The following is a 20,669-nucleotide window of genomic DNA, read 5'->3' on the forward strand; positions in this document are numbered from 1 at the left end:
GCGTTCACCCGTCGGCGGTGAGCCTGCGCACCGCCGCCTCGGCGTCCTGGTCATCGGGGAGATAGCACAGGAAGTGATGGCCGGGCTCGTCGACGGCGGCCAACTTCACGTAACGCAGCCGTAGTTCACCCGCGACCGGATGCCGGAAGTGCCGTACCGCCGGCTGGTAGACGGCCGTCTCCCGTCGCGCGTACCAGCGGGCCGCGTCCGGGTCCTGGGTGATCTCGTCGACGATCTCGGTGTACCGGCGGTCGTCGGGATGCCGGGCAGCGTTGGCACGGAACTGCCCCAGCAGGTAGCGCGCCTCCGCCTCCCAGTTCACCATCAGCTCGCGGGCCGGTGCCCAGCGGAACACCAGCCAGGGCAGATTGCGCCGCTTGGGAGGCAGGCGCGCGGGGTCGGTGAGCAGCGCCGCGTAGCCGGTGTTCCAGGCCAGCAGGTCCCAGTGCGGGTCGATGACGGCGGCCGGGTTCGGCGCGACCGACTCCACCAGCGTCAGCAGGTTCCGCGAGACCCAGCCGGGCGGCTCACCGGCCGCCGTGGCGTCCTCGACGAAGGAGAGGACATGCGCGGTCTCCGCCGCGTCCAGCCGGAGCGCCCGCGCCACCGAACGCAGCACCTGCTCCGAGGTACGCACCCGCCCCTGCTCCAGCCATGCGTACCAAGAGCTGCTGATCCCGGCCAGCTCGGCCACCTCGTCGCGGCGCAGCCCCGGGGTGCGCCGGCGCCGCGACACCGTCAGGCCCAGCTCGGCGGGGGCCAGCCGCTCCCGGCGGGAGCGCAGAAAGGCGCCCAGTTCCTTGCGCAGCGCACCCGCCGTACTCCCCTGGCCGGCCACCGGCCGCACGGCGCTCATCTCGTCCGCCCCTCCTCGCTCCTCGGCTGTTCGGCAGCAGCGCATATCTGCGCCGCCGAACACAGTGTGGGCGATCGGCAAGGTGTGAGCGATTGTCACCGGCTGAGGGGGAAATCCGGACGGCCCGAGTGGTGATCTTGGAAGGGCCCGGGGACCTCCCGGGCGCCGAAAGGAGCGACACCCTCGTGTCCACCTCATCCGCGTCGTCCACCTCATCCATCTCGTCCACCACCTCCACCATGTCCGCCCCGCCCGACCCGCCCGCCCTCGCGCGCCGTTCGCTCTGGCTGCTGCGCTCGGCCGGGCTCGTCAGCAACTTCGACCGCTTCTGCATATCGCCGATGCTGGTGATCATCGCGGCCCGGCTCGGCACCGATATGCCGACGGTGGTCCTCGCGGCCAGCGTCTACTTCCTGTGCTACGGCCTGATGCAGCCGGTGTGGGGACTGGCCAGCGACCGGCTGGGCCGGGTCCGCGTGATGCGGCTCTCCCTCGCGGCAGGGACGGTCGCGTCGGTGGTCTCGACGCTCGCGCCGAATGCCGCGGTCCTGATCGGGGCCCGCGCCGTCTCCGGGGCCTGCTTCGCCGCCTGCGTTCCCGCAGCGCTCAGTTACGTCGGCGACGTCGTGCCCGCCGCGGTCCGCCAGCGTCCGCTCAGCGACCTGATGACCGCCTTCTCCCTCGGCACGGCGCTCGGCACGGTCGTCGCCGGAGCGCTGGCGCACTATGTCAGCTGGCGTCTGGTCTTCCTGCTGCCGGGGCTGCTCGCCGCCTACCTCACCTGGGCGCTGCGCCGCCTCGCCGAGCCGGCGCGGCAACCTTCCGGCGCCCTCCTGGCCCCGTTCCGCATCGTGCTGGCATCGCGGTGGCAGTGGTACGTCATGGGCGTCGCCCTGGTCGAAGGGGCCGTGCTGCTGGGCTTCTTGACGTATCTGGCGCCCGCACTGGAGGCCCGGGGGGTGCCGGCCGCACCCGCCGGCGCGGTGTCGGCGCTGTACGGCGTCGGTGCCATGGGCTTCGCCCAGCTGGTCAAGAAGCTGGTGGGGCGGTGGAGTCCGGCCATGCTGATCGTCGTGGGCGGGGTACAGGCCGCCGCGGCCTACGCGGTCGCGGCGGTGAGCCAGTCCCTCCCGGCGCTGGCGGTCAGCGCGCTGCTGCTCGGCGGCGGCTGGTCGTTCCTGCACACCACCATCCAGTCGTGGGCGACGGTGCTGGCCCCTACGGCCAGGGCCACCGGCGTCGCGATGTTCGGCGTGAGCCTCTACGGGGGCAGCGCGCTCGCGGGCAGCCTGACGGCCGGCGCCGCCGGTGACCACCGGTACGGCCTCCTCTTCCTGATCGCCGCCGTCCTGACGGTCCCGCTGACCCTCGCGGCCGCGTGGGGACGAGCCCGGTACCGCTGACGTGCGCCCGCGCCGCCGCCCGCCCACGGCGGCACCCGAGGGCGACGCGGAAAATCGCTGGCGCCGCCGCACGGGCTGTTCTAGGGTCGGCGACATTGCAGAGGACGGCATCGAACCGCCGTCGTCGTCGGCCGTTTGTGAGAAACCGGGAGGTGAGCCTGATGACTGTCGCAGTGAGGGGCGTTGCCCGCATCCAGAAGTTCATCAACCTCCCCGTGGTCTCCGGCTGACTCGACTTTCCTGCTCCCTTCCCGCGCGTGGTGCGCGGGTGCGCGCGCTGCGCACGGCCGGGACCGCTTCTTCCTGAAGGGTCATCCCGTTGTTCGACCTCAGTTCCTCCGCTGCGCATCCGCTGACCGCCTATGGCTGGGACGACGCATTCGCGGAGAGTTTTCTCCCCTTCACCGGGCAGGGGTTCGTGCCCGGCCGGATCGTCCGCGTCGACCGCGGCCGGGTGGACGTCGTCGTACCGGACGGCGACGGCATCCGGACCGTTCTGGCCGATACGGCGCTGGTGGCGACCAGCGACCCGATGCGGGTGCCGTGCACCGGCGACTGGGCCGTGATCGACCTGGCGAACGGCCGCGGCGGCGACCATGTCGACGGTGTCGTACGGGCGTTGCTGCCCCGCCGCACGGCCTTCGTGCGCTCCACGTCGTCGAAGCGCTCCGAGGGCCAGGTACTGGCCACGAACATCGACACCATCGTCATCTGTGTCTCGCTCGCGGACCCGTTGGACCTCGGGCGGATCGAGCGGTTCCTCGCGCTGGCGATGTCCGGCGCGGGCGATCAGCGACCGCTGCCCGGGTCCGCGCCGTCCCAGGAGGGCGGGCCGCAGCCCATGGTGGTGCTGACCAAGGCGGATCTGGTCCCGGATCCGGCCGTGCTGGCGCATCTGGTCGCGGATGCGGCGGCCGCGGCTCCCGGCGTGCAGGTGCTGGCGGTGAGCGCCGCGACCGGCGACGGGATCGAGGCGCTGACCACGGTGCTCGCGGGCGGTACGTCGGCGTTGCTGGGCCAGTCCGGCGCGGGGAAGTCCACGCTGGCCAACGCCCTGGTCGGGGCGTACGTCCAGGAGGTGCAGGCGATCCGCGACCGGGACGGCAAGGGGCGGCACACCACCACCACACGGGATCTGCTGGCGCTGCCGTGGGGCGGGGCGCTGATCGACACCCCCGGGCTGCGCGGCGTCGGAATGTGGGACGCCGGGACCGGGCTCGCGCGGACGTTCGCGGAGGTCGAGGAGCTGGCCGAGGAGTGCCGTTTCCCCGACTGCGCGCATGAGACGGAGCCCGGCTGCGCGGTGCTGGCGGCCATCGAGGACGGCGCGCTGCCCGAGCGCCGGCTGGAGAGCTTCCGGAAGCTGCGGCGCGAGAACCTGCGCATCGTGGCGAAGACGGACGCCCGGGTGCGGGCCGAGATCCGGCGGGACTGGAAGCAGAAGCAGGCGCTGGGCCGGCACATGGGCGAACGCAAGCGGGGTTCGCGCAGGTAGCGGCGGCCGAGCCGCGGGGCCCGGCACGCGCGCCGGGCCCCGCGCAGCCGCCGGGATGCGTGTCAGCACCGTGTCCGGATTCCGCCAGTGGTGGCGGTGCGGGCGGCGCAGACTGGGGCCGTGCGCAACGACGTGATGAATGACGAAGCCCGGTACGAAGCGGTGTCCAGCCGGGATGCGCGGTTCGACGGGGAGTTCTTCTTCGCGGTGCGGACCACCGGGATCTACTGCCGGCCGAGCTGCCCCGCGGTCACCCCCAAGCGGATCAATGTGCGGTTCTTCCCGTCGGCCGCCGCCGCGCAGGCCGCCGGGTTCCGGGCCTGCCGGCGGTGCCGGCCGGACGCCGTGCCGGGGTCGGCGGAATGGAACGTACGGGCCGATCTGGTCGGCCGCGCCATGCGGTTCATCGGGGACGGCGTGGTCGACCGGGAGGGCGTCGGCGGGCTGGCGCGGCGGCTGGGGTACAGCGCGCGTCAGGTACAGCGGCAGCTGACCGCGGAGCTCGGCGCCGGCCCGGTGGCGCTGGCGCGGGCCCGCCGGGCGCAGACCGCCCGGATGCTGCTGCAGACCACCGAGCTGCCGGTCACCGAGCTGGCCTTCGCGGCCGGGTTCGCCAGCATCCGGCAGTTCAACGACACGATGCGGGAGATCTACGCCGGGACGCCCAGCGAACTGCGGGCGGCGGCCCTCAGGGGCGCGGCGCGGAGCGCGGCCGGCGGGATTCCGGTGCGGCTGGCCTACCGCGGCCCGTGCGCCGAGGCCGAGATGTTCGACTTCCTGCAGGTACGGGCGGTGCCGGGCGTCGAGGAGATCCGGGGCGCGCGCGGCGCCCGCACCTACCGTCGGACGCTGCGGCTCGACTACGGCACCGGCATCGCCGAGGTCGACGAACGCGGCGCCGCGCGGCCGCGGCGCATCCCGCCCGCCGGGCTGGTGTGCCCGGCCGCACGGGGCGCGGACGGCGGCTGGCTGGAGTGCCGGCTGCGGCTGACGGACCTGCGGGACCTGGCGACGGCCGTCCAGCGGCTGCGCCGCCTCTTCGATCTGGACGCCGACCCCTACGCCGTCGCCGAGCGGCTGGGCGCCGATCCGCAGCTCGGCCCCCTGGTGGCGCAGCTCCCCGGGCTGCGGTCGCCCGGCACCGTGGACCCGGAGGAGCTGGCCGTACGGACGGTCCTGGGCGGGCCGCCGGAGCGCGCCGCGGAGCTGGTGCGGACGTACGGGAAGCCGCTGGATGCACCCGACGGCGGGCTCACCCACCTCTTTCCCGCTCCCGCCCAGCTGACCGGCCCGGAGGTCGCGGCGCCGGTACGCGCACTGTGCGCCGCGCTCGCCGCCGGGGACCTCGCGCTGGACGCGGGCGCCGACCGCACCGCCGCCGAACGGGCGCTGGCCGCCCTGCCCGGCGTCGGGCCGGCCGCGGCGGCGTACATCCGGATGCGGGGGATGGGGGACCCGGACGTGGGAGCCGCGGCCGGGGTGGCGGACGCCTGGCGCCCCTGGGGAGCGTATGCACTGCATCATCTGTGGCGCGCCGGGCTCCGGGCGGACGGGGAGATCCCGGAGGCGGCCGGGGCGGCCGCGTGAGCGCGACGATCCCGTACGCCGCTCACTTCGCGAGCACGGCACCCATCCAGGCCCCCACCACCAGCAGACAGGCGAACAGTTCGATCAGCACGCTCAGGCCGATCGCCCGCATGGCCGTACGGGTGGAGGCCCAGGCGTCGCCATGGCTGCCGAGCCGCACCCGTTCGAGGAAGTAGAGGCCGCCCACGGCGCCCAGCGGGCCGCCGATGACCGGGATCAGGAAGAACCCGGCGATCCCGGCCAGCCCCGCCAGGAACAGCGTGCGGTACGACGCGCCGGCGGTGCGGAGACTGCGGGCCGGGAGCAGCCATTTGAGTGCCTGGTTGAGGAGCAGCAGAACGGTGGCCCCGATCAGCACCGCCCAGGCGACGCCGCTCTGCTCGGTCATCGCCCACCACAGCACCCCGGCCCAGACGATCGGCGGCCCGGGGATGCCGGGCAGCAGCACCCCGAGCAGCCCGAGCAGCAGGACCAGGCCGACCCCGACCAGCTGCCACACACTCATGTGACGGCTCTGCCCCTGGGGGTACCACCCGGCGGCAGCCGGGGCACTTCGACCGGGGGAACCCCCCTCCTGCGCTCTCTCATGGCCCAAGCCTGCCGGAAGCGGCACCAACGCGCGCCCCGGCGGCCCACCGGCCACGGCACGGTACGCCGCGCGGCCCGGCGACGCAGCCGGACGCCGCCGCGGAGGTACCCGGCCGCGCCGCCCCGCCTGGGCCATGCGACGGACCGGACGGCCGTGGGGGTGTGGCAGCCGCGGCCGGGCGGGTAGGCGGGCTGAGAGCCACCTGAGGCGCAGCACGTCGGGAGGAGCCGGCCGCCATGCCCAAGCAGACCGTCGCCGAGCAGTTTGTCGACATCCTGGTGCGGGCGGGGGTGCAGCGGCTCTACGGAGTCGTCGGCGACAGCCTGAACCCGGTCGTGGACGCCATCCGCCGCAACTCCGGCATCGACTGGATCCAGGTCCGGCACGAGGAGGTGGCGGCCTTCGCCGCCGGGGCGGAGGCGCAGCTCACCGGCAGGCTCGCCGCCTGCGCCGGCTCCTGCGGGCCCGGGAATCTGCACCTGATCAACGGCCTCTACGACGCGCACCGCTCGATGGCGCCGGTGCTCGCCCTCGCCTCCCACATCCCCGCCGGCGAGATCGGCACCACGTACTTCCAGGAGACCCATCCCGACCGGCTGTTCGCCGAGTGCAGCCACTACAGCGAGCTGATCTCCAGCACCCGCCAGATGCCCCGCGTCCTGCAGACCGCCATCCAGCACGCCATCGGCCGGAGCGGCGTCGCGGTCGTCTCACTGCCCGGCGACATCGCCGCCGAACCGGCCCCCGAGCGCGCCGCCGAGCACGCCTTGGTCACCTCGCGCCCCTCCGTACGCCCCGGGGACACCGAGATCGACAAGCTGGCCCGGATGATCGACGAGGCGGACAAGGTCACGCTGTTCTGCGGCAGCGGCACGGCCGGCGCGCACGCCGAGGTGATGGAGTTCGCGGAACGGGTGAAGTCCCCGGTCGGGCACGCGCTCAGGGGCAAGGAATGGATCCAGTACGACAACCCCTACGACGTCGGCATGAGCGGGCTCCTCGGGTACGGCGCGGCCTACGAGGCCACCCACGAGTGCGATCTGCTGATCCTGCTCGGCACCGACTTCCCCTACAACGCCTTCCTCCCCGACGATGTCACGAAGATCCAGGTCGATGTCCGCCCCGAACACCTCGGCCGCCGCACCAAGCTGGACCTCGCGGTGTGGGGCGATGTCCGCGAGACGCTGCGCGCCCTGATCCCCAGGGTCCGGCCGAAGACGGACCGCAGGTTCCTGGACCGGATGCTCAAGAAGCACGCCGACGCTCTGGAGGGTGTGGTCGGCGCCTACACCCGCAAGGTGGAGAAGCACACCCCGATCCACCCCGAGTACGTCGCCGCCGTCCTGGACGAGGAGGCGGCCGAGGACGCGGTCTTCACCGTCGACACCGGCATGTGCAATGTCTGGGCGGCCCGCTACCTCAGCCCCAACGGCCGCCGCAGGGTGATCGGTTCGTTCAGCCACGGCTCGATGGCCAACGCGCTGCCGCAGGCGATCGGCGCGCAGTTCCTCGACCGCCGGCGGCAGGTCGTGTCGATGTCGGGCGACGGCGGGTTCACCATGCTGATGGGCGACTTCCTCACCCTGGTCCAGTACGACCTGCCGGTGAAGGTCGTGCTGTTCAACAACTCCTCCCTGGGCATGGTGGAGCTGGAGATGATGGTCTCGGGCCTGCCCTCCTACGGCACCACCAACCACAACCCGGACTTCGCGGCCATCGCCCGCGCGGCCGGGGCACACGGCGTCCGGGTGGAGAAGCCCAAGCAGCTGCGCGGCGCCCTGCGCGACGCGTTCCGGCACCCCGGCCCGGCGCTGGTGGACATCGTCACCGACCCCAACGCCCTGTCGATCCCGCCGAAGATCAGCGCGGAGATGGTGTCCGGCTTCGCGCTGTCCGCCGGGAAGGTCGTGCTGGCGGGCGGGGTTGGCCGGATGCTCCAGATGGCCCGGTCCAACCTGCGCAACATTCCCCGGGTGTAGCCCCGGCGGCCGGACAGGTCAGATGCGGGGCCGACTCAGGGGCCGCAGCCGCAGCGTCAGGATCTGGAACGGGCGGAGCTCCACGGTGATGTCGGACGTCGGACCTTCCTCCTCCTCCCGGAGGGGCCGCTCCAGCAGATCGGTGACGAGGGCCCGTTCGACCGCGAACCCGGAAGACAGGGTGCCGGTCGCCCGGCCGCCCCGGGACTCGTACAGCCGCACCACCACATCGCCGCTGCGGTCCTCGGCGAGCTTGACCGACTCGACGGTGACGGCCGGGTGGTCGATGCGGATCAGCGGCGGCACGGGCGGTACGGCGGCGGTCCGCAGGGGGAGGTTGAGCGCCAGCCCCTCGGCGACCGCGTCGCCCACCCCGGCGCCCGGCAGCAGCGCGTACGTGAAACGGTGCGCGCCCTGGTCGGTCTCCGGATCCGGGCTGTGCGGGGCCCGCAGCAGGGTCAGCCGCACGGTCGTGCCCCGGCCCTGCGCCTGCGGCGTACGGGTGACGTCATGGCCGTACGTCGAGTCGTTGAGCAGCGCCACGCCATAACCGGGCTCGGCGACCTGCAGCCAACGGTGCGCGGGGATCTCGAAACGGGCCGCGTCCCAACTGGTGTTGGTGTGCGTGGGGCGGTGCACATGCCCGAACTGCACCTCGGCGGTGGACCGTTCGGCGTGCACATCCAGCGGGAAGGCGGCCTTGAGGACCTTCTCCGACTCGTGCCAGTCGATGTCGGTGGTGATGTCCAGGCGCCGCGAGCCCGCGCGCAGCGTCAGGTCCTGGGTGATCCGGGACGCCCCGAAGGCCCTGCGCACCCGCACCGTCGCGGTCAGCCGTCCGGACGTCACCAGCTCGACGGACTCGGCGTCGGTCAGATCGGTGTGCCGGTTGCGGTAGTGCCGGTCGAGGTCCCAGGCGTCGTACTTGTTGGGGTGGTCCGGGTGCAGCTGGAGCAGATTGCCGCGGGCGCCGGGGGCCAGGACCTCGCGGCCGGCGTGCAGATCCAGTACGGAGGCCAGCAGACCGTCGGCGTCGATACGGACGCGGAGGAGGCCGTTGTCGAGGGTGACGGCGCCCCCGGCGCCGGCGCTCGACCGTACCGGCGCGGGCGACGGGGTGGGGGAGTGCGGGCCGGGCGGGCGGACGGTCGCCGAGCCCAGCGCGGGCACATGGACGGCGACCGTGGTGTCCTCCGTCAGCCCGACGATCTCGTCCCGGTCGTACGGCGAGGCGTTGAACACCGTCGGCACCCCGGCCGCTCCGGCCCCCGCACCGCCCAGCGCCCCGATCGCCGCCTCGATGATCTCCGTCAGCTCCGCCGCCACCTCCTGGTACGTGGCCCGCGCCTCCCGGTGCACCCAGGCGATGGACGAGCCCGGCAGGATGTCGTGGAACTGATGGAGCAGGACCGTCTTCCAGATCCGGTCCAGGGCCTCGTACGGATACGGGTGGCCGGTCCGCACCGCCGCCGCGGCCGCCCACAACTCCGCCTCCCGCAGCAGGTGTTCACTGCGCCGGTTGCCCTGCTTGGTCTTGGCCTGAGAGGTGTACGTGCCGCGGTGGTACTGCAGGTACAGCTCGCCCGACCAGACCGGCGCCGCCGCCCCGTACTCCGCGTGCGCCGCCTCGAAGAACCGGGCCGGCGGCTCGACCTCGACGCGCGGTGAGCCCTCCAGGGAGCGGAGCCGGCGCGCCCGCTCCAGCATCTCGCGGGTCGGGCCGCCCCCGCCGTCGCCCCAGCCGAACGGGACCAGCGAGCGGGTGGCCCGCCCCTTCTCGGCGAAGTTCCGTTCCGCATGGGCGAGTTCGAGGCCGTGCAACCGGGAGTTGTACGTGTCGACGGGCGGGAAGTGGGTGAAGACACGGGTGCCGTCGATGCCCTCCCACCAGAAGGTGTGGTGCGGCATCTTGTCGCTCTGGTTCCACGACAGCTTCTGCGTCAGGAACCACCGCACCCCGGCCAGCCGCGCCAGCTGCGGAAAGGCCGCGGTGTAGCCGAAGGAGTCGGGCAGCCAGATCTCCTCGGTCTCCACCCCCAGCTCCTCCAGGAAGAAGCGCTTGCCGTGCACGATCTGGCGGGCCAGCGCCTCGCCGCCGGGCATATTGGCGTCGGACTCCACCCACATCGAGCCGACCGGCGCCCAGTTCCCCTCCCGTACGGCCTTCTTGATGCGCGCCCAGATGTGCGGCTGGTGCTCCTTGACCCAGGCGTACTGCTGCGCCTGGGAGCAGGCGAACACCAACTCCGGGTATTCCGTGGCGAGTTGGGTGACATTGGCGAAGGTGCGGGAGGCCTTGCGGACGGTCTCGCGCAGCGGCCACAGCCAGGCGGAGTCGATATGGGCGTGCCCGACGGCCGAGATGCGGTGGCTGCCGGCGGCGGCCGGGCGGCTCAGGACGTCCGCGAGTTCGGACCGGGCCGCGGCGGCCGTTCCCGCCACATCGTGCAGATCCAGCGCGTCCAGCATGTCCTCCAGGGCGCAGAGGATTTCGTGCCGGTGGGTGCGGTCCTGGGGCAGCTCGTGCATCAGCTCCGTCAGCACCTCGATGTCCAGGACGAGATGCCAGACCGTCTCGTCGAGGACGGCGAGGTCGGCGGAGGCGAAGCGGTACAGGGGGCGGGCGGGCGCGGTGCGGACGTCCCCGAGGTCGGTCGGGCGGAAGTCGCGCAGCACCGCCGGATTCGCGGCCGCCTCCAGCAGCAGCCGCACCCGCTCGCCGCCCTGTGCGGGGGCGGCGACCGGGACGTGGCGGTTGAACGGGTGGATGCCCTTGAGCGGCACGCCGTCGGCGTCGTGGACCAGCCCCTCGGCCTGGAAGCCGGGCCCGTCGCCGCTGAACCCGGGATCGATGACCGCCTCCACCCGCCGGCCCGCCCACTCCGCGGGCACCTCACCCGTCAGCCGGAACCAGCTGGTCGACCACGGCGGCCCCCAGGCCGCACCCACCGCGAACGGCTCGTAGGCGGCCCGCAACGCCTCCGCCACCGGCTTCGGCTCGCCCGGCGCATGCCATACGGCCAGCTCCAGCGGCACCCGCGCCGCGTACTGCGCGGGCCGGATGAACTGCCCCAGCGCCCGCTCCAGACGCCCCTCCACCAGCAGTCGGTCGTCGTGCACAGCAGCTCCTCTCGCGCGTACGGCATGTGTCCGGGTTCGGTCCGTGCGGTTACCGGAGGCATACCCAGGGGAGAACGTGGCTCCGCATGGTGCGGTAAGGCGTCTGACGAAGCATGGCGCCTGGCCCGATGGGAATGCATCACCGTGAGGCTGTTCGAGGGAGAGCGCCGATCGTTGTCCGGGGGCGGGGGAGAGCATGCGTCAGCCTGTGCGGCGCGAGGAACGGGACACACATCACGACGTGACCGAGCGGGGCAGGGGCGGGGGAATCGCCGCGCGGACGCCGGGGGTGCTCAGACGCAAGGTCCGGCATGCGGATCTTCGGGCGGTCGGCGAGGTGCGCCGGGAGCTCCGGCTGCTGCTGAGCTGCTGGGCAGGTCCGGGCACCGGCGAGGTCGCGGAGGTCGCCACGCTGCTGACCAGCGAGCTGGTCACCAATGCCCTGATACACGCGGAGGGCGGCGCCGTCGTCACCGCCACGGTCGGCGACCGGCTGCGGGTGGAGGTACGCGACTTCGTCTCGGGCCGCCCCGAGCCGAAGGCACCGACCACCGAGGGGACATCCGGCCGGGGCCTGGTGCTGGTCCGCTCCTTAGCGGACGCGTGGGGCATACGGTCCCACGGAGTGGGCAAAAGCGTGTGGTTCGAGCTGGGCGGCGGACCGGCCTGAGCCGGCATCGGGGGTGTGGGGTCGGCGCGGTCCGCCACCGGTCAGGCGAAGCGTTGCTCGATCGCGGCGAGCTTCTCCTCCAGGGAGTCCAGCCGCGGCAGCGACTGGGTGTCGTCCTCGGCGGTGAGGTCCACGGTCCGGCGCGGCTCGGCCGCGAGGGCGGTGGCGCCGAGATCAGTGCCGGTCACGGCCTTGAGGGCCGGGCGGTAGCGCAGCGGCGAATCTGATGCGGGCAACGGTCCTGGATGGTCGGTGGGTATGGCGGAATCCCGGTCGCCCATCTCCGCGGGCCCCGCGGTGGCCTGGGTGACGGTCAGCCGGCCGCCGCCCCTGCCGATGCCCCACGAACGGTGCTGCCGGTTGATGGCCTTGATCCGGGCCCGGTCGAGCTTGCCCTGCTCGCGACGGCGCAGCCGGCGCTGCTCCTTGGCCCGGCGGTCCTCCCGTACCTCCTCGACCGCCTCGTCCAGCGACCGTACGCCCTCCAGCAGCATCAGCGACCAGGCCCCGAAGGTCTCGCGGGGCGCCCGCAGCCAGCGCACGACCCGGATCTGCGGCAGCGGACGGGGCACGAGTCCCTGTTCGCGCAGCGCCGCCCGGCGGGTCTGCTTGAGCGCCCGGTCGAAGAGGACGGCCGCCGACAGCGACATCCCGGCGAAGAACTGCGGTGCGCCCGCGTGGTCCAGGCCGCGCGGCGCATGCACCCAGTTGAACCAGGCCGCGGCGCCCGCGAACGTCCACACCAGCATCCGGGAGCCGAGCGCCGCATCGCCGTGACTGGCCTCGCGCACCGCCAGTACGGAGCAGAACATCGCGGCACCGTCGAGCCCGAACGGCACCAGGTATTCCCAGCCCCCGGAGAGGCTGAGGTTCTGCACGCCGAACCCGACCAGGCCGTGGAAGGACAGCGCGGCGGCGACCGCCGCGCAGCAGAACAGCAACAGATAGGAGGCGGAGGCGAACACGGCCTCCTTGCGCCGTCGGCGCTCCTCGCTGCGCTCCCACGAGTCGTCGGCGGGCCGGTCGGCCGCGCGTTTGCCGCGCAGGACCAGCACCCCGGCCGTCAGGACAGCGGCGAGCAGCAGAACCGCCGGGACCAGCCAATTCAGCGATATGTCGGTCATTCTCATTCTGGGATTCCTTGCCTCGCGTACGCGGTTTCGCGCGACATCCTGACGGAAGCCGCCGCCGTAACCGAGGCATTCGAAACAAGACAACGCCAAGGGGTGCGATGAGGCCAACTCAATATCGAACTACGTACATAGCAGGGAAGTTGAGTTCGATTGAAGTCACCCTTTTGGGTGGCGTGGCGGCCCGGGTGCGAGGCCGAGCGCCGATTCGTGTCCGCCTGCGGTGGTCTTTTCGAGAGAGGTCGTGCGTCCCATGCATGGCTGCCTCTAGGCGTCTTTAGTAGCCCTGATGCTGACCCAATGCTGACGCTAGTGACGGTGCGTCAGGCTCAAACTTCGTGCCTTCCAGGTGCTCGCGTCGCGCTAGCGCACCATTGGCGGCACTGACGCGCGAAAACGTCGTGCGCCTGCGGTGTCCCCGTACATATGCGTTCATATGCGTTACGCGCCGGGCTTGCGGACGAACTCCAACTTCTGCGCCGCATGGCCCATGGACAGGATGCCGGAGTCGGCGAGGGTGTACCCACGGGCGCCGGTGGGAGCCATGCCGCAGGGATGCGCCGACCCGCGCCGGTAGAGCGGTCTGGAGATGAGGCCGGTGTCGTTCACGAACACCAGGACCTCTTTCCAAGCGCAGCGTTTTTTATGGGAGTTGTCCCAGCCCTTGATGAAGATGTCCCCGGTCTTCGCCTGCTCGATGGTGACCTGGGCCGTCGGGTCGTCCTTCTCGCCCTTGGGCACCCACTGCCCCACGTACTTCTCGGGCACGGCCGCTTTGCCGGCCCTGGCCTTGAAAAGGACGGCCTTGTACTGGCCGTTGTCGGTGGCAAAGTCGAGGTTGCCGTCCTTACGGGTCTTCAGGGTGTACGACGGCAGGAACTTGCACGTGCCGCCGCCGAAGGCGTTCTCGCTACGGGCGTCCCCCAGGGAAACCGAGCCCTTGGACGCCTTCTTCGGTTCCTTGTTCACCACGCAGAGCGAGGTGCCGGTCAGGAAGAAGGACCTGGCGACCGTGCGGTGCTGCTCGTCCTTCTTGAATTCGACACGTACGCGTGTGTCGCTCAACGGCACGCCCTCCCACGCCCCGAGGAAATTCTTCGGCACGGCCATCGCCGCCGGGGTGGCCTCCGCGCTGCCGTCACCACCACCGTTCGTACCGCCGCTTCGGCCGGGGTCCGCGCCGTTGCCGTCCCAGGAGTTCGCCGCGATCGGCACGCCGACGGCGAGAACCAGCACTCCGACGGCAGCACCGAGGAATCGGGCCCGTTTGAACCGTGACTGCGCGGGCGGGGCACTCGGCTGTGTCGGGCGGCCGCCGGACGTCGGGGTGCCCACCGCAACAACCACCGGCACGTCGGGCCGTACCTTCTTGTGTGCATCCACCGGAATGTCCGGCTGCATGTCCGCCCGCGCATCCAGCGGAGCCTCCACCGGCACGTCCGGCTGCGTAGCCACAGGCACACCCGGCGTACGTCCCTGCGGATCCAGATCCAGCAACCACGCCGCATGCCTTCCCAGTTGCTCAAGCACCTCTCCCGGCAGCCACGGCCGCACCTGCCCGGCGGCGGTGCGGGCCACAATCTCCTCAGGCGTGGGCCGTTCCTCGGGCGCCTTCTCCAGGCACTGGCGTACGAGCCCGAGCACATCCTCCGGCACGCCCTCCAGGTCCGGCTCCTCCTCGGCCACCCGGAACAACTGCGCGTGCAGCCCGATGGAGGGGCTGCCGAACGGGGGCCGCCCGGTCGCCGCGTACGCGAGGACGGCACCGAGGCTGAACACGTCGCTCTGCGGGCCGACTTCGAGCCCCCGCGCCTGCTCGGGCGACATGAAGCCGGGCGAGCCGATGACAACGCCGGTGCGGGTACGGAAGTCGTTGCCGGAAACGGCATGCACGGCGCGGGCGATGCCGAAGTCGATGACGCGGGGGCCGTCGACGGTGACCAGGACGTTGGACGGCTTCAGGTCCCGGTGCACGAGACCGGCGTCGTGGATGGCCTCCAGGGCGAGCGCGAGCCGGTTCGCGAGGGTGCGCAGCGAGCGCTCGGGCAGCGGGCCGTAGTCGTCGGCGACGACGGTCTGGAGGTCGGGGCCCGGTACGTAGCCGGTGGCGACCCAGGGTGTCGCGGCACTCGTGTCGAAGTCCAGGACCGGCGCGGTCCAGTCACCACCCACGCGCCGCGCGGCGTCGACCTCCCGCGCGAACCGCTGCTGGAAGTCGTCCTGCCTGGCGAACTCGGCCCGCACAACCTTCACGGCGACGGTCCGTCCCCCTTCGGACCGCGCGAGGTACACCCGGCCCATACCCCCTTCTCCGAGCACCCCGAGAAGTCGATAGGGCCCTATCGCACGCGGATCGTCCGGGCTCAGAAGGTTCATGCAAGGACGATACTCAGGGGAAGATGGGCGGGGTGAGCACGACTCAGTTGCTGTGCTTGGTATTTGGCGCGTTCCTGACTCGAAACCGGCACCGTTGGCCGAGTCGTGGCGGACGCCCCTGAGCGGGCTCATCCGCGGGTAAACCTTCGCAGCGGTGGAGGCGGGGCGGTGGTCGGCGACCTGGGAGTTCTCGATACGCCCCGCGGTATTGGTGCAATCACAGAGCGTCTCCAATCGGAAGGCTGATCAGGGGCGGCAGTCGCGTGCCCGACGGCGAAGGCGGCTACCGGCCTTTCGCGGCCCCCCGCCACGGCCACGGAAGCCCGAGGAGCCGGTGTGCCCGCGCACCTTCGTGAACCATCGAGCTGCGTGCCGCGTCCCCCAGATGCGCGGCCGTGGCGGACGGGCGCTGTGCGAGGGAGAGCAGCGGACGGATGACGGGTGAAACGATCGGTATCGGGCTGGCCGCTTTGGCGGGCCTGGTGAGTCTGTGGGCCGGTGCCCGGGAGGCACGGCTGCAGATGCGGCTGAGCCGCCACGGGCTGCACGCCGAGGGGGTGGTGGTGGACCAGGAGAACACGTCGGCGGACGATTGTTCGACGCCCGTCATCGAGTTCACCGACCGGCAGGGCCGACCCGTCAGGTTCCGGCCCCCCGCGACGGGGACGGGGCTGGCCCTCGGAACCCATGTACCGGTCGCCCCTGCCCGAAAGGCCCGAAAGGCCGGAAAGCGCACGGGTGTTCACCCGGAAGTACCGCCTACATCGGATCGTCGGCCTGTTCTTCGGAGCCATGCTCTGCCTCGGTGTCGCGGCTGGGTGCGTGATCACGCGCTGAGCTTGTTCTCCCTCCTCGTTCTCACCAACGGATCCGCCGCCAGACCCGTCACGGGACCCATCGGACACGCCCTGGCAGGGGCTTTTGGGCCGCTCCGCTGTTCGGTCAGGAACAGGTGGGCGGCGGTGACGAGGGTGACGTGGCGGTGCCGGCCGGCGAGCGGGCGGCCCTCGAAGTGGTCCAGGCCCAGGGGTGTCTTCAGTTCGCGGGCCGCCGGCGCGCCGCTGCGACGCCTCGGGTGGTTGGGCGGATCAGCCCGCGGCGCCGTCCAACAGGTGGCTGTGGCGCAGTCGCAGTGCCCGCTCTGTGCTGGCCGCCAAGGTGGCGACGCCGATCGCGATGTTGCCCCACTTCGGCACGTCGATGGGTGAGGTGAAGATCCCGGTGTACTGGGCGATGTCCTCGGACTTGGTGAGCTGTTCGGCAAGTTGTGGGACGAGGACGGCCAGGGCGGTGACGAGCACGCACAGCGAGAGGAGACCGATGGTGCGGCTGAGCGCGGGGTGCGCGCGGTCGAGGCGCGCCCGTCGCCCCTCGGCGGAGTCGGGGTCCGGGACCAGCTGGAACTCGCCGCCTTCGTCGGTGACGTAGTGGCAGCGTTTGAGGCCGAATCCGCTCATCTTCACTTCGACGGTGCCGCCCGGGACGGGGAAGACGGCAGGGAGCTTGGACACGGCGTGCAGCCTGCCGTCGAGATACAGGTGGGCCTTGACGTTGCCGGACGACTGGTTCTGCCAGTGTCTGACGTCGACGGTGTAGACCGTCCTGCGGCCGTCGTCGCCCGTCAGCCGCAGATGGAACAGGGCGCGGAAAGGCAACTGCCACCAACGGAAATGCTTCAACTCCCGCCCGTCCCCGGGCATGACCCGCTGTACGGCACGACGGTGCCGCCACTCCTTGATCATGCGTTCGCTCCCGTTACTTGTTCGGCTCCGCCGCGCAGGCGAGGTCCTCGGCCGGGCGCTGTCCGTTGGTCAGGAACGCTGTCACCGTGTTGTTCGCGCACGTGTTGCGGCCGAACGGGTAGACACCGTGCCCGCCCTGGTCGGCGGTCACCATCGTGGCCCGGTCGCCGAATGCCCGCCGCAGCTTCATGGCGCCGACCAGGGGTGTCCCCGGGTCGCGCTCGTTCTGCACCATCAGTACGTTCGACGGGCCGCGGTCACCGATCTTCACCGGCGGCTCGACCCGGTTGTCCGGCCAGTACGCGCAGGGCTTGATGTTTCCGGTGGTCCCGCCCAGCATCGGGTACGTCAGCCGGTCGATCGCCGCATTGCGCTGGTAGTCGCGGACCTTGCCGGGCCAACGCGAGTCACCGCACGTCACGTAGAAGTGGCCGGCCAGGAAGTTCTCCGAGATCTGCGGCGGCGAGGTCGGCAGCGGTTTGCCCTGGTCCAACGCCCGCCACTCCTTGGCCAGTTGGGGCATGAGGCCCTCGATGTAGAGGCGGTCGAAGGTCATCCCGCGGAACAGTGTGCCGTCGATGCCGTCGACCGGTTCGGCGTCCAGTCGCTTCGCGAGTTCGAAGAACTTGGCGGTCACCTGCTTCGGTGTGGTGCCCAGGCCGTACTCGGGGTGCGCGGCCGCGTACGCCGCGAAGTCCGGGAACCGGTCCTCCATTCCGCGGCCGAGCAGGCGGAAGCTCGCCAGGTCGTAGCCGCCCGGACCCAGGTTGCTGTCGAGCACGATCCGGTCGCTGCGCTCGGGGAACAGCGTGGTGTACACCGCGCCGAGGTAGCTGCCGTAGGAGGCGCCGAGGTAGGAGGCCTTCGGCTGGCCCAGCGCCGCCCGGATCCGGTCCATGTCGCGCGCGGTGTTCGCGGTGGTGGTGTACGGCAGCATCCAGGCCGTTCGCGACGTGGCGCACTGTTCGGCGATGGTCCGCGCGTACGGCGCCTCCTTGGCGACATCGGCCGCGGTGTGCGCGTACGGCGGGAAGTTGCCGCGTGCCTGCTGCTGCGGTGTCAGGTCGCAGGTGACCGGTGTGCTGCGGCCGACGCCGCGCGGGTCGAAGCCGATGATGTCGTAGGAGTCGAGGACGTCCTTCGGCAGCCCGGCGCCGGCGAGGAGAGCCGGGTAGTCGAGTCCGGTGACACCGGGGCCGCCCGGGTTGGTCAGCAACACACCGCGGCGCTTCGAAGGGTCCTTGCTCGTCAGGCGGGAGACGGCGATCTCGATCTGCCGGCCGTCGGGATCGCGGTAGTCCAGCGGGACGTCGAGCGTCGCGCACTCAAGACGGGGCGCGTCGGCGTTCTGCGATTCGGCCTTCTGTGATGCGGCCTTCTGCGGACACGGGCCCCACTGCGGGGAGTCCGGCGTGGCCGTCACCGTGGCCGGAGTCGCCGCCGCCGACGCTCCCGAAATCGCGGCCGCCGCGACCGCGGTGGCGGCGAGGGCGAGGGACAGGGTTTTGCGCATCTGGTGTCCTCCTGAGGGGGCGCACGAGGTCGCGCGCCGGAACGTTCGGGTGACGGATACGAGTCTGTTCATCCGGCGTCACCGGCACATCGGCCCGGCGGCTCGAGTCACCTTCGACCAAAGTCGAGGCGGTGAGAGGCGGTGATACGACTCCGGGCGAGGGCGGGAGTGTCCCAGGGGCTGCTGCGCCGGCCGCACGGTTTCGCGACAATGACCGGATGAACACGGACGTCGTGCCACGGCTCGGGGGGTGGCAGCAGACCTGGCGGCTGGTGGCGGCCGCGGCACTGGGCATTCCCTTCTGGCTCTCCACCGGTGCGGCGCTGCCGCGGGGGTGCGCGACCGACACGTGCTCCTGGATCGTCACCGGTGATCCGCTGGTGGCTCTCGGCTGCCTGACGGCGCTCCTGTGGCGGCGACGGTTCCCGCTCGCCGTCGCCATGGCGGTCGCCATCGCCTCGGGCGCGTCGTCACTCGCCATCGGTGCCGCGCTTCTGGCGCTGTGCTCGATCTCCACTCGTCGCCGTCCGGTGGAGATCGGAGTTGTCGCGCTCGTCTACGTGGCCGCGTCGCAACTCGCCCTCGTGCTGTACCCGATCGAGACACCGCCCGGCTCGCTATGGCTCCAACTCGCACTCCCGACACTGAGCGCGGGCATCGCGGTGGCCATGGGCGTGGCCATCGGCGCACGGCGCGTCGAGGTGCGGTCCTTGCGAGAGCGGGCAGAGAGCGCGGAACGGGAACAGACCGCACGGGCGGCGCAGGCACGGGCCCTGGAACGCAACCGCATCGCCCGGGAGATGCACGACGTGCTCGCGCACCGGATCTCCCTGGTCGCCATGCAGGCCGGAGTGCTGGACCACCGCGGTGACCTCAGTACTGAGGAGAACCGCACGCTGATCCGTGGCATCGCCGACGGCTCCCACCAAGCGCTGGAAGAACTACGAGACGTCCTCGGTGTGCTGCGCGCCGACCCGGGCCGCCCGGAACCGCCACAGCCCTCCCTCGACCGCATCCCGGACCTGGTGGCCGACGCCCGCGCTTCCGGACTGGACGTCACGCTCACCACCACGGTGACGGGAGAACCGTCCGACGTCGTGGGACGAACCTGCTACCGGGTCATCCAGGAAGGCCTGACCAACGCCGCCAAACACGCCCCAGGCGCCCCCGTACACATCACCGTCGAAGGAACAGCCGGCGACGACCTGCGCGTAAGCGTCCACAACTCCCCGGCCACCACGACGACCGCTCAACCGCCGGCATCAGGATTCGGCCTGCTCGGCCTCGCCGAACGCATCACCCTCGCCGGCGGAAAACTCAGCCACCACCCGACACCCGACGGCGGATACGTCCTCACCGCGCACCTACCCTGGCCGAACGATGACCACGACCACGACCACGACCACGAAAAGAGAAGCTGAGTGGACAGCGAGCGGGAGCCGGTGCGTGTCGTCATCGTCGACGACGACCAACTCGTGCGGCTGGCGCTACGCCTCGTCATCGACGGCGAACCGGACCTGACCGTCGTCGCGGAGGCGGCCGACGGGGACGCCGCGATCACCGTGGTGGACGAGCAGCGGCCGGACGTCGTGCTGATGGACATCCGGATGCCCGGCCGTGACGGTCTCAGCGCGACCCGGGAACTCCTCACCCGGCCGGCGCCGCCCCGGGTGCTCATGCTGACCACGTTCGACTCCGACGATCTGGTGCTCGGTGCGCTGCGCGCCGGAGCCCTCGGGTTCGTCCTGAAGGACACCCCGCCGGCGCGGATTCTCGACGCGGTGCGGACGGTCGCGGACGGGAACCCCGTGCTGTCCCCGGCGGCCACGGCACGGGTGATCGCCGCAGCCACCGGGCCGCAGTCCTCCGAGGCTCGCCGCTCGTCCCGCGAAGCCGCGCGGAAAAAGCTGTCCGCGCTCACCGAACGAGAACTCGACACTGCCCGGGCCATCGCGGACGGTCTGGGCAACCCGGAGATCGCCGAGCGGCTGCACATCAGTACCGCGACCGTCAAGGCGCACACAGGCAACCTGTTCGCCAAGCTGATGGTTGAGAACCGGGTGCAGATCGCACTCCTGGTCCGTGACGCAGACGAATGAGCGGCTACCCGCCACACGCCACACGGCACCCGGACGACTACCTCGGGTACCTCGCCGGCCCCCCGGTGAGGCTCCTGCAGGAAGGGGGCCAAGACCATAAAGCCGAGCAA

General features: G+C 71.6%; 14 protein-coding genes and 1 pseudogene. 7 read left to right on the forward strand and 8 right to left on the reverse strand.

Translation table 11 applies throughout. The features are described from left to right. Positions 1-4 precede the first annotated feature (4 nt). The gene (locus tag AC5677_RS30410; RefSeq protein ID WP_497191072.1) at positions 5-856 is read right to left on the reverse strand and encodes a helix-turn-helix domain-containing protein; all 852 of its coding nucleotides are present in this window, start codon (positions 854-856) and stop codon (positions 5-7) included. Between the two features lie 185 nt (positions 857-1,041). On the opposite strand from AC5677_RS30410, the gene AC5677_RS30415 reads away from it, so the two are divergent. From AC5677_RS30415 to AC5677_RS30425, 3 genes are all read left to right on the forward strand, one after another. Further along, positions 1,042-2,259 (forward strand): MFS transporter, encoded by a 1,218-nt coding sequence (locus tag AC5677_RS30415; RefSeq protein ID WP_497191073.1) that lies wholly within the window; start codon positions 1,042-1,044, stop codon positions 2,257-2,259. A 319-nt stretch (positions 2,260-2,578) separates the two neighbouring features. Beyond that, a complete protein-coding gene (rsgA, locus tag AC5677_RS30420) occupies positions 2,579-3,754 on the forward strand; it encodes a ribosome small subunit-dependent GTPase A (protein WP_497191074.1) in 1,176 nt (391 codons plus the stop codon). A gap of 135 nt (positions 3,755-3,889) precedes the next feature. After that, positions 3,890-5,341 (forward strand): AlkA N-terminal domain-containing protein, encoded by a 1,452-nt coding sequence (locus tag AC5677_RS30425; protein ID WP_497196818.1) that lies wholly within the window; start codon positions 3,890-3,892, stop codon positions 5,339-5,341. Positions 5,342-5,363: 22 nt separating this feature from the next. On the opposite strand, the gene AC5677_RS30430 is transcribed toward AC5677_RS30425, so the two are convergent. Next, positions 5,364-5,846 (reverse strand): DUF456 domain-containing protein, encoded by a 483-nt coding sequence (locus AC5677_RS30430; protein WP_497191075.1) that lies wholly within the window; start codon positions 5,844-5,846, stop codon positions 5,364-5,366. 320 nt (positions 5,847-6,166) lie between these two features. Here AC5677_RS30430 and AC5677_RS30435 point away from each other — a divergent pair, with 320 nt between their 5' ends. Beyond that, positions 6,167-7,909 (forward strand): pyruvate dehydrogenase, encoded by a 1,743-nt coding sequence (locus AC5677_RS30435; protein ID WP_497191076.1) that lies wholly within the window; start codon positions 6,167-6,169, stop codon positions 7,907-7,909. A gap of 18 nt (positions 7,910-7,927) precedes the next feature. Here the strand turns inward: AC5677_RS30435 and AC5677_RS30440 are convergent, their stop codons facing one another. After that, a complete protein-coding gene (locus AC5677_RS30440) occupies positions 7,928-11,029 on the reverse strand; it encodes an alpha-mannosidase (RefSeq protein ID WP_497191077.1) in 3,102 nt (1,033 codons plus the stop codon). 289 nt (positions 11,030-11,318) lie between these two features. Between AC5677_RS30440 and AC5677_RS30445 the strand changes: the two genes are divergently transcribed. Further along, on the forward strand, positions 11,319-11,699 hold the full coding sequence (locus AC5677_RS30445; protein ID WP_497196819.1) for an ATP-binding protein: 381 nt from the start codon (positions 11,319-11,321) through the stop codon (positions 11,697-11,699). A gap of 41 nt (positions 11,700-11,740) precedes the next feature. Here the strand turns inward: AC5677_RS30445 and AC5677_RS30450 are convergent, their stop codons facing one another. The 5 genes and pseudogenes from AC5677_RS30450 to AC5677_RS30470 all read right to left on the reverse strand — a co-directional run bounded on the left by AC5677_RS30450 (position 11,741) and on the right by AC5677_RS30470 (position 18,460). After that, positions 11,741-12,829, reverse strand: coding sequence for a DUF2637 domain-containing protein (locus AC5677_RS30450; RefSeq protein ID WP_497191078.1), 1,089 nt, complete (start codon positions 12,827-12,829; stop codon positions 11,741-11,743). A gap of 441 nt (positions 12,830-13,270) precedes the next feature. Beyond that, the gene (locus tag AC5677_RS30455) at positions 13,271-15,205 is read right to left on the reverse strand and encodes a serine/threonine-protein kinase (protein ID WP_497191079.1); all 1,935 of its coding nucleotides are present in this window, start codon (positions 15,203-15,205) and stop codon (positions 13,271-13,273) included. A gap of 826 nt (positions 15,206-16,031) precedes the next feature. Next, positions 16,032-16,250 (reverse strand): annotated as a pseudogene (locus tag AC5677_RS30460) (hypothetical protein); the annotation flags it as partial. A 43-nt stretch (positions 16,251-16,293) separates the two neighbouring features. Then, complete coding sequence (locus AC5677_RS30465) at positions 16,294-16,947, reverse strand: hypothetical protein (RefSeq protein ID WP_497191080.1); 654 nt, start codon at positions 16,945-16,947, stop codon at positions 16,294-16,296. A gap of 13 nt (positions 16,948-16,960) precedes the next feature. Continuing rightward, positions 16,961-18,460 carry an alpha/beta hydrolase gene (locus AC5677_RS30470; protein ID WP_497191081.1) on the reverse strand — a complete coding sequence of 500 codons (1,500 nt, stop codon included), beginning with the start codon at positions 18,458-18,460 and terminating at the stop codon, positions 16,961-16,963. A 218-nt stretch (positions 18,461-18,678) separates the two neighbouring features. On the opposite strand from AC5677_RS30470, the gene AC5677_RS30475 reads away from it, so the two are divergent. After that, on the forward strand, positions 18,679-19,881 hold the full coding sequence (locus AC5677_RS30475) for a sensor histidine kinase (protein WP_497191082.1): 1,203 nt from the start codon (positions 18,679-18,681) through the stop codon (positions 19,879-19,881). Next, on the forward strand, positions 19,882-20,559 hold the full coding sequence (locus AC5677_RS30480; RefSeq protein WP_497191083.1) for a response regulator transcription factor: 678 nt from the start codon (positions 19,882-19,884) through the stop codon (positions 20,557-20,559). The last annotated feature ends 110 nt before the right edge of the window (positions 20,560-20,669 follow it).

This window comes from Streptomyces sp. JLSY215 (assembly GCF_059682825.1).

Coding starts and splice junctions, on each gene's coding strand:
- AC5677_RS30410 (WP_497191072.1), bottom strand. CDS start 856: ATGAGCGCCGTGCGGCCGGTGGCCGGCCAGGGGAGTACGGCGGGTGCG.
- AC5677_RS30425 (WP_497196818.1), top strand. CDS start 3,890: ATGAATGACGAAGCCCGGTACGAAGCGGTGTCCAGCCGGGATGCGCGG.
- AC5677_RS30430 (WP_497191075.1), bottom strand. CDS start 5,846: ATGAGTGTGTGGCAGCTGGTCGGGGTCGGCCTGGTCCTGCTGCTCGGG.
- AC5677_RS30435 (WP_497191076.1), top strand. CDS start 6,167: ATGCCCAAGCAGACCGTCGCCGAGCAGTTTGTCGACATCCTGGTGCGG.
- AC5677_RS30450 (WP_497191078.1), bottom strand. CDS start 12,829: ATGAGAATGACCGACATATCGCTGAATTGGCTGGTCCCGGCGGTTCTG.
- AC5677_RS30455 (WP_497191079.1), bottom strand. CDS start 15,205: ATGAACCTTCTGAGCCCGGACGATCCGCGTGCGATAGGGCCCTATCGA.
- AC5677_RS30465 (WP_497191080.1), bottom strand. CDS start 16,947: ATGATCAAGGAGTGGCGGCACCGTCGTGCCGTACAGCGGGTCATGCCC.
- AC5677_RS30470 (WP_497191081.1), bottom strand. CDS start 18,460: ATGCGCAAAACCCTGTCCCTCGCCCTCGCCGCCACCGCGGTCGCGGCG.
- AC5677_RS30475 (WP_497191082.1), top strand. CDS start 18,679: ATGAACACGGACGTCGTGCCACGGCTCGGGGGGTGGCAGCAGACCTGG.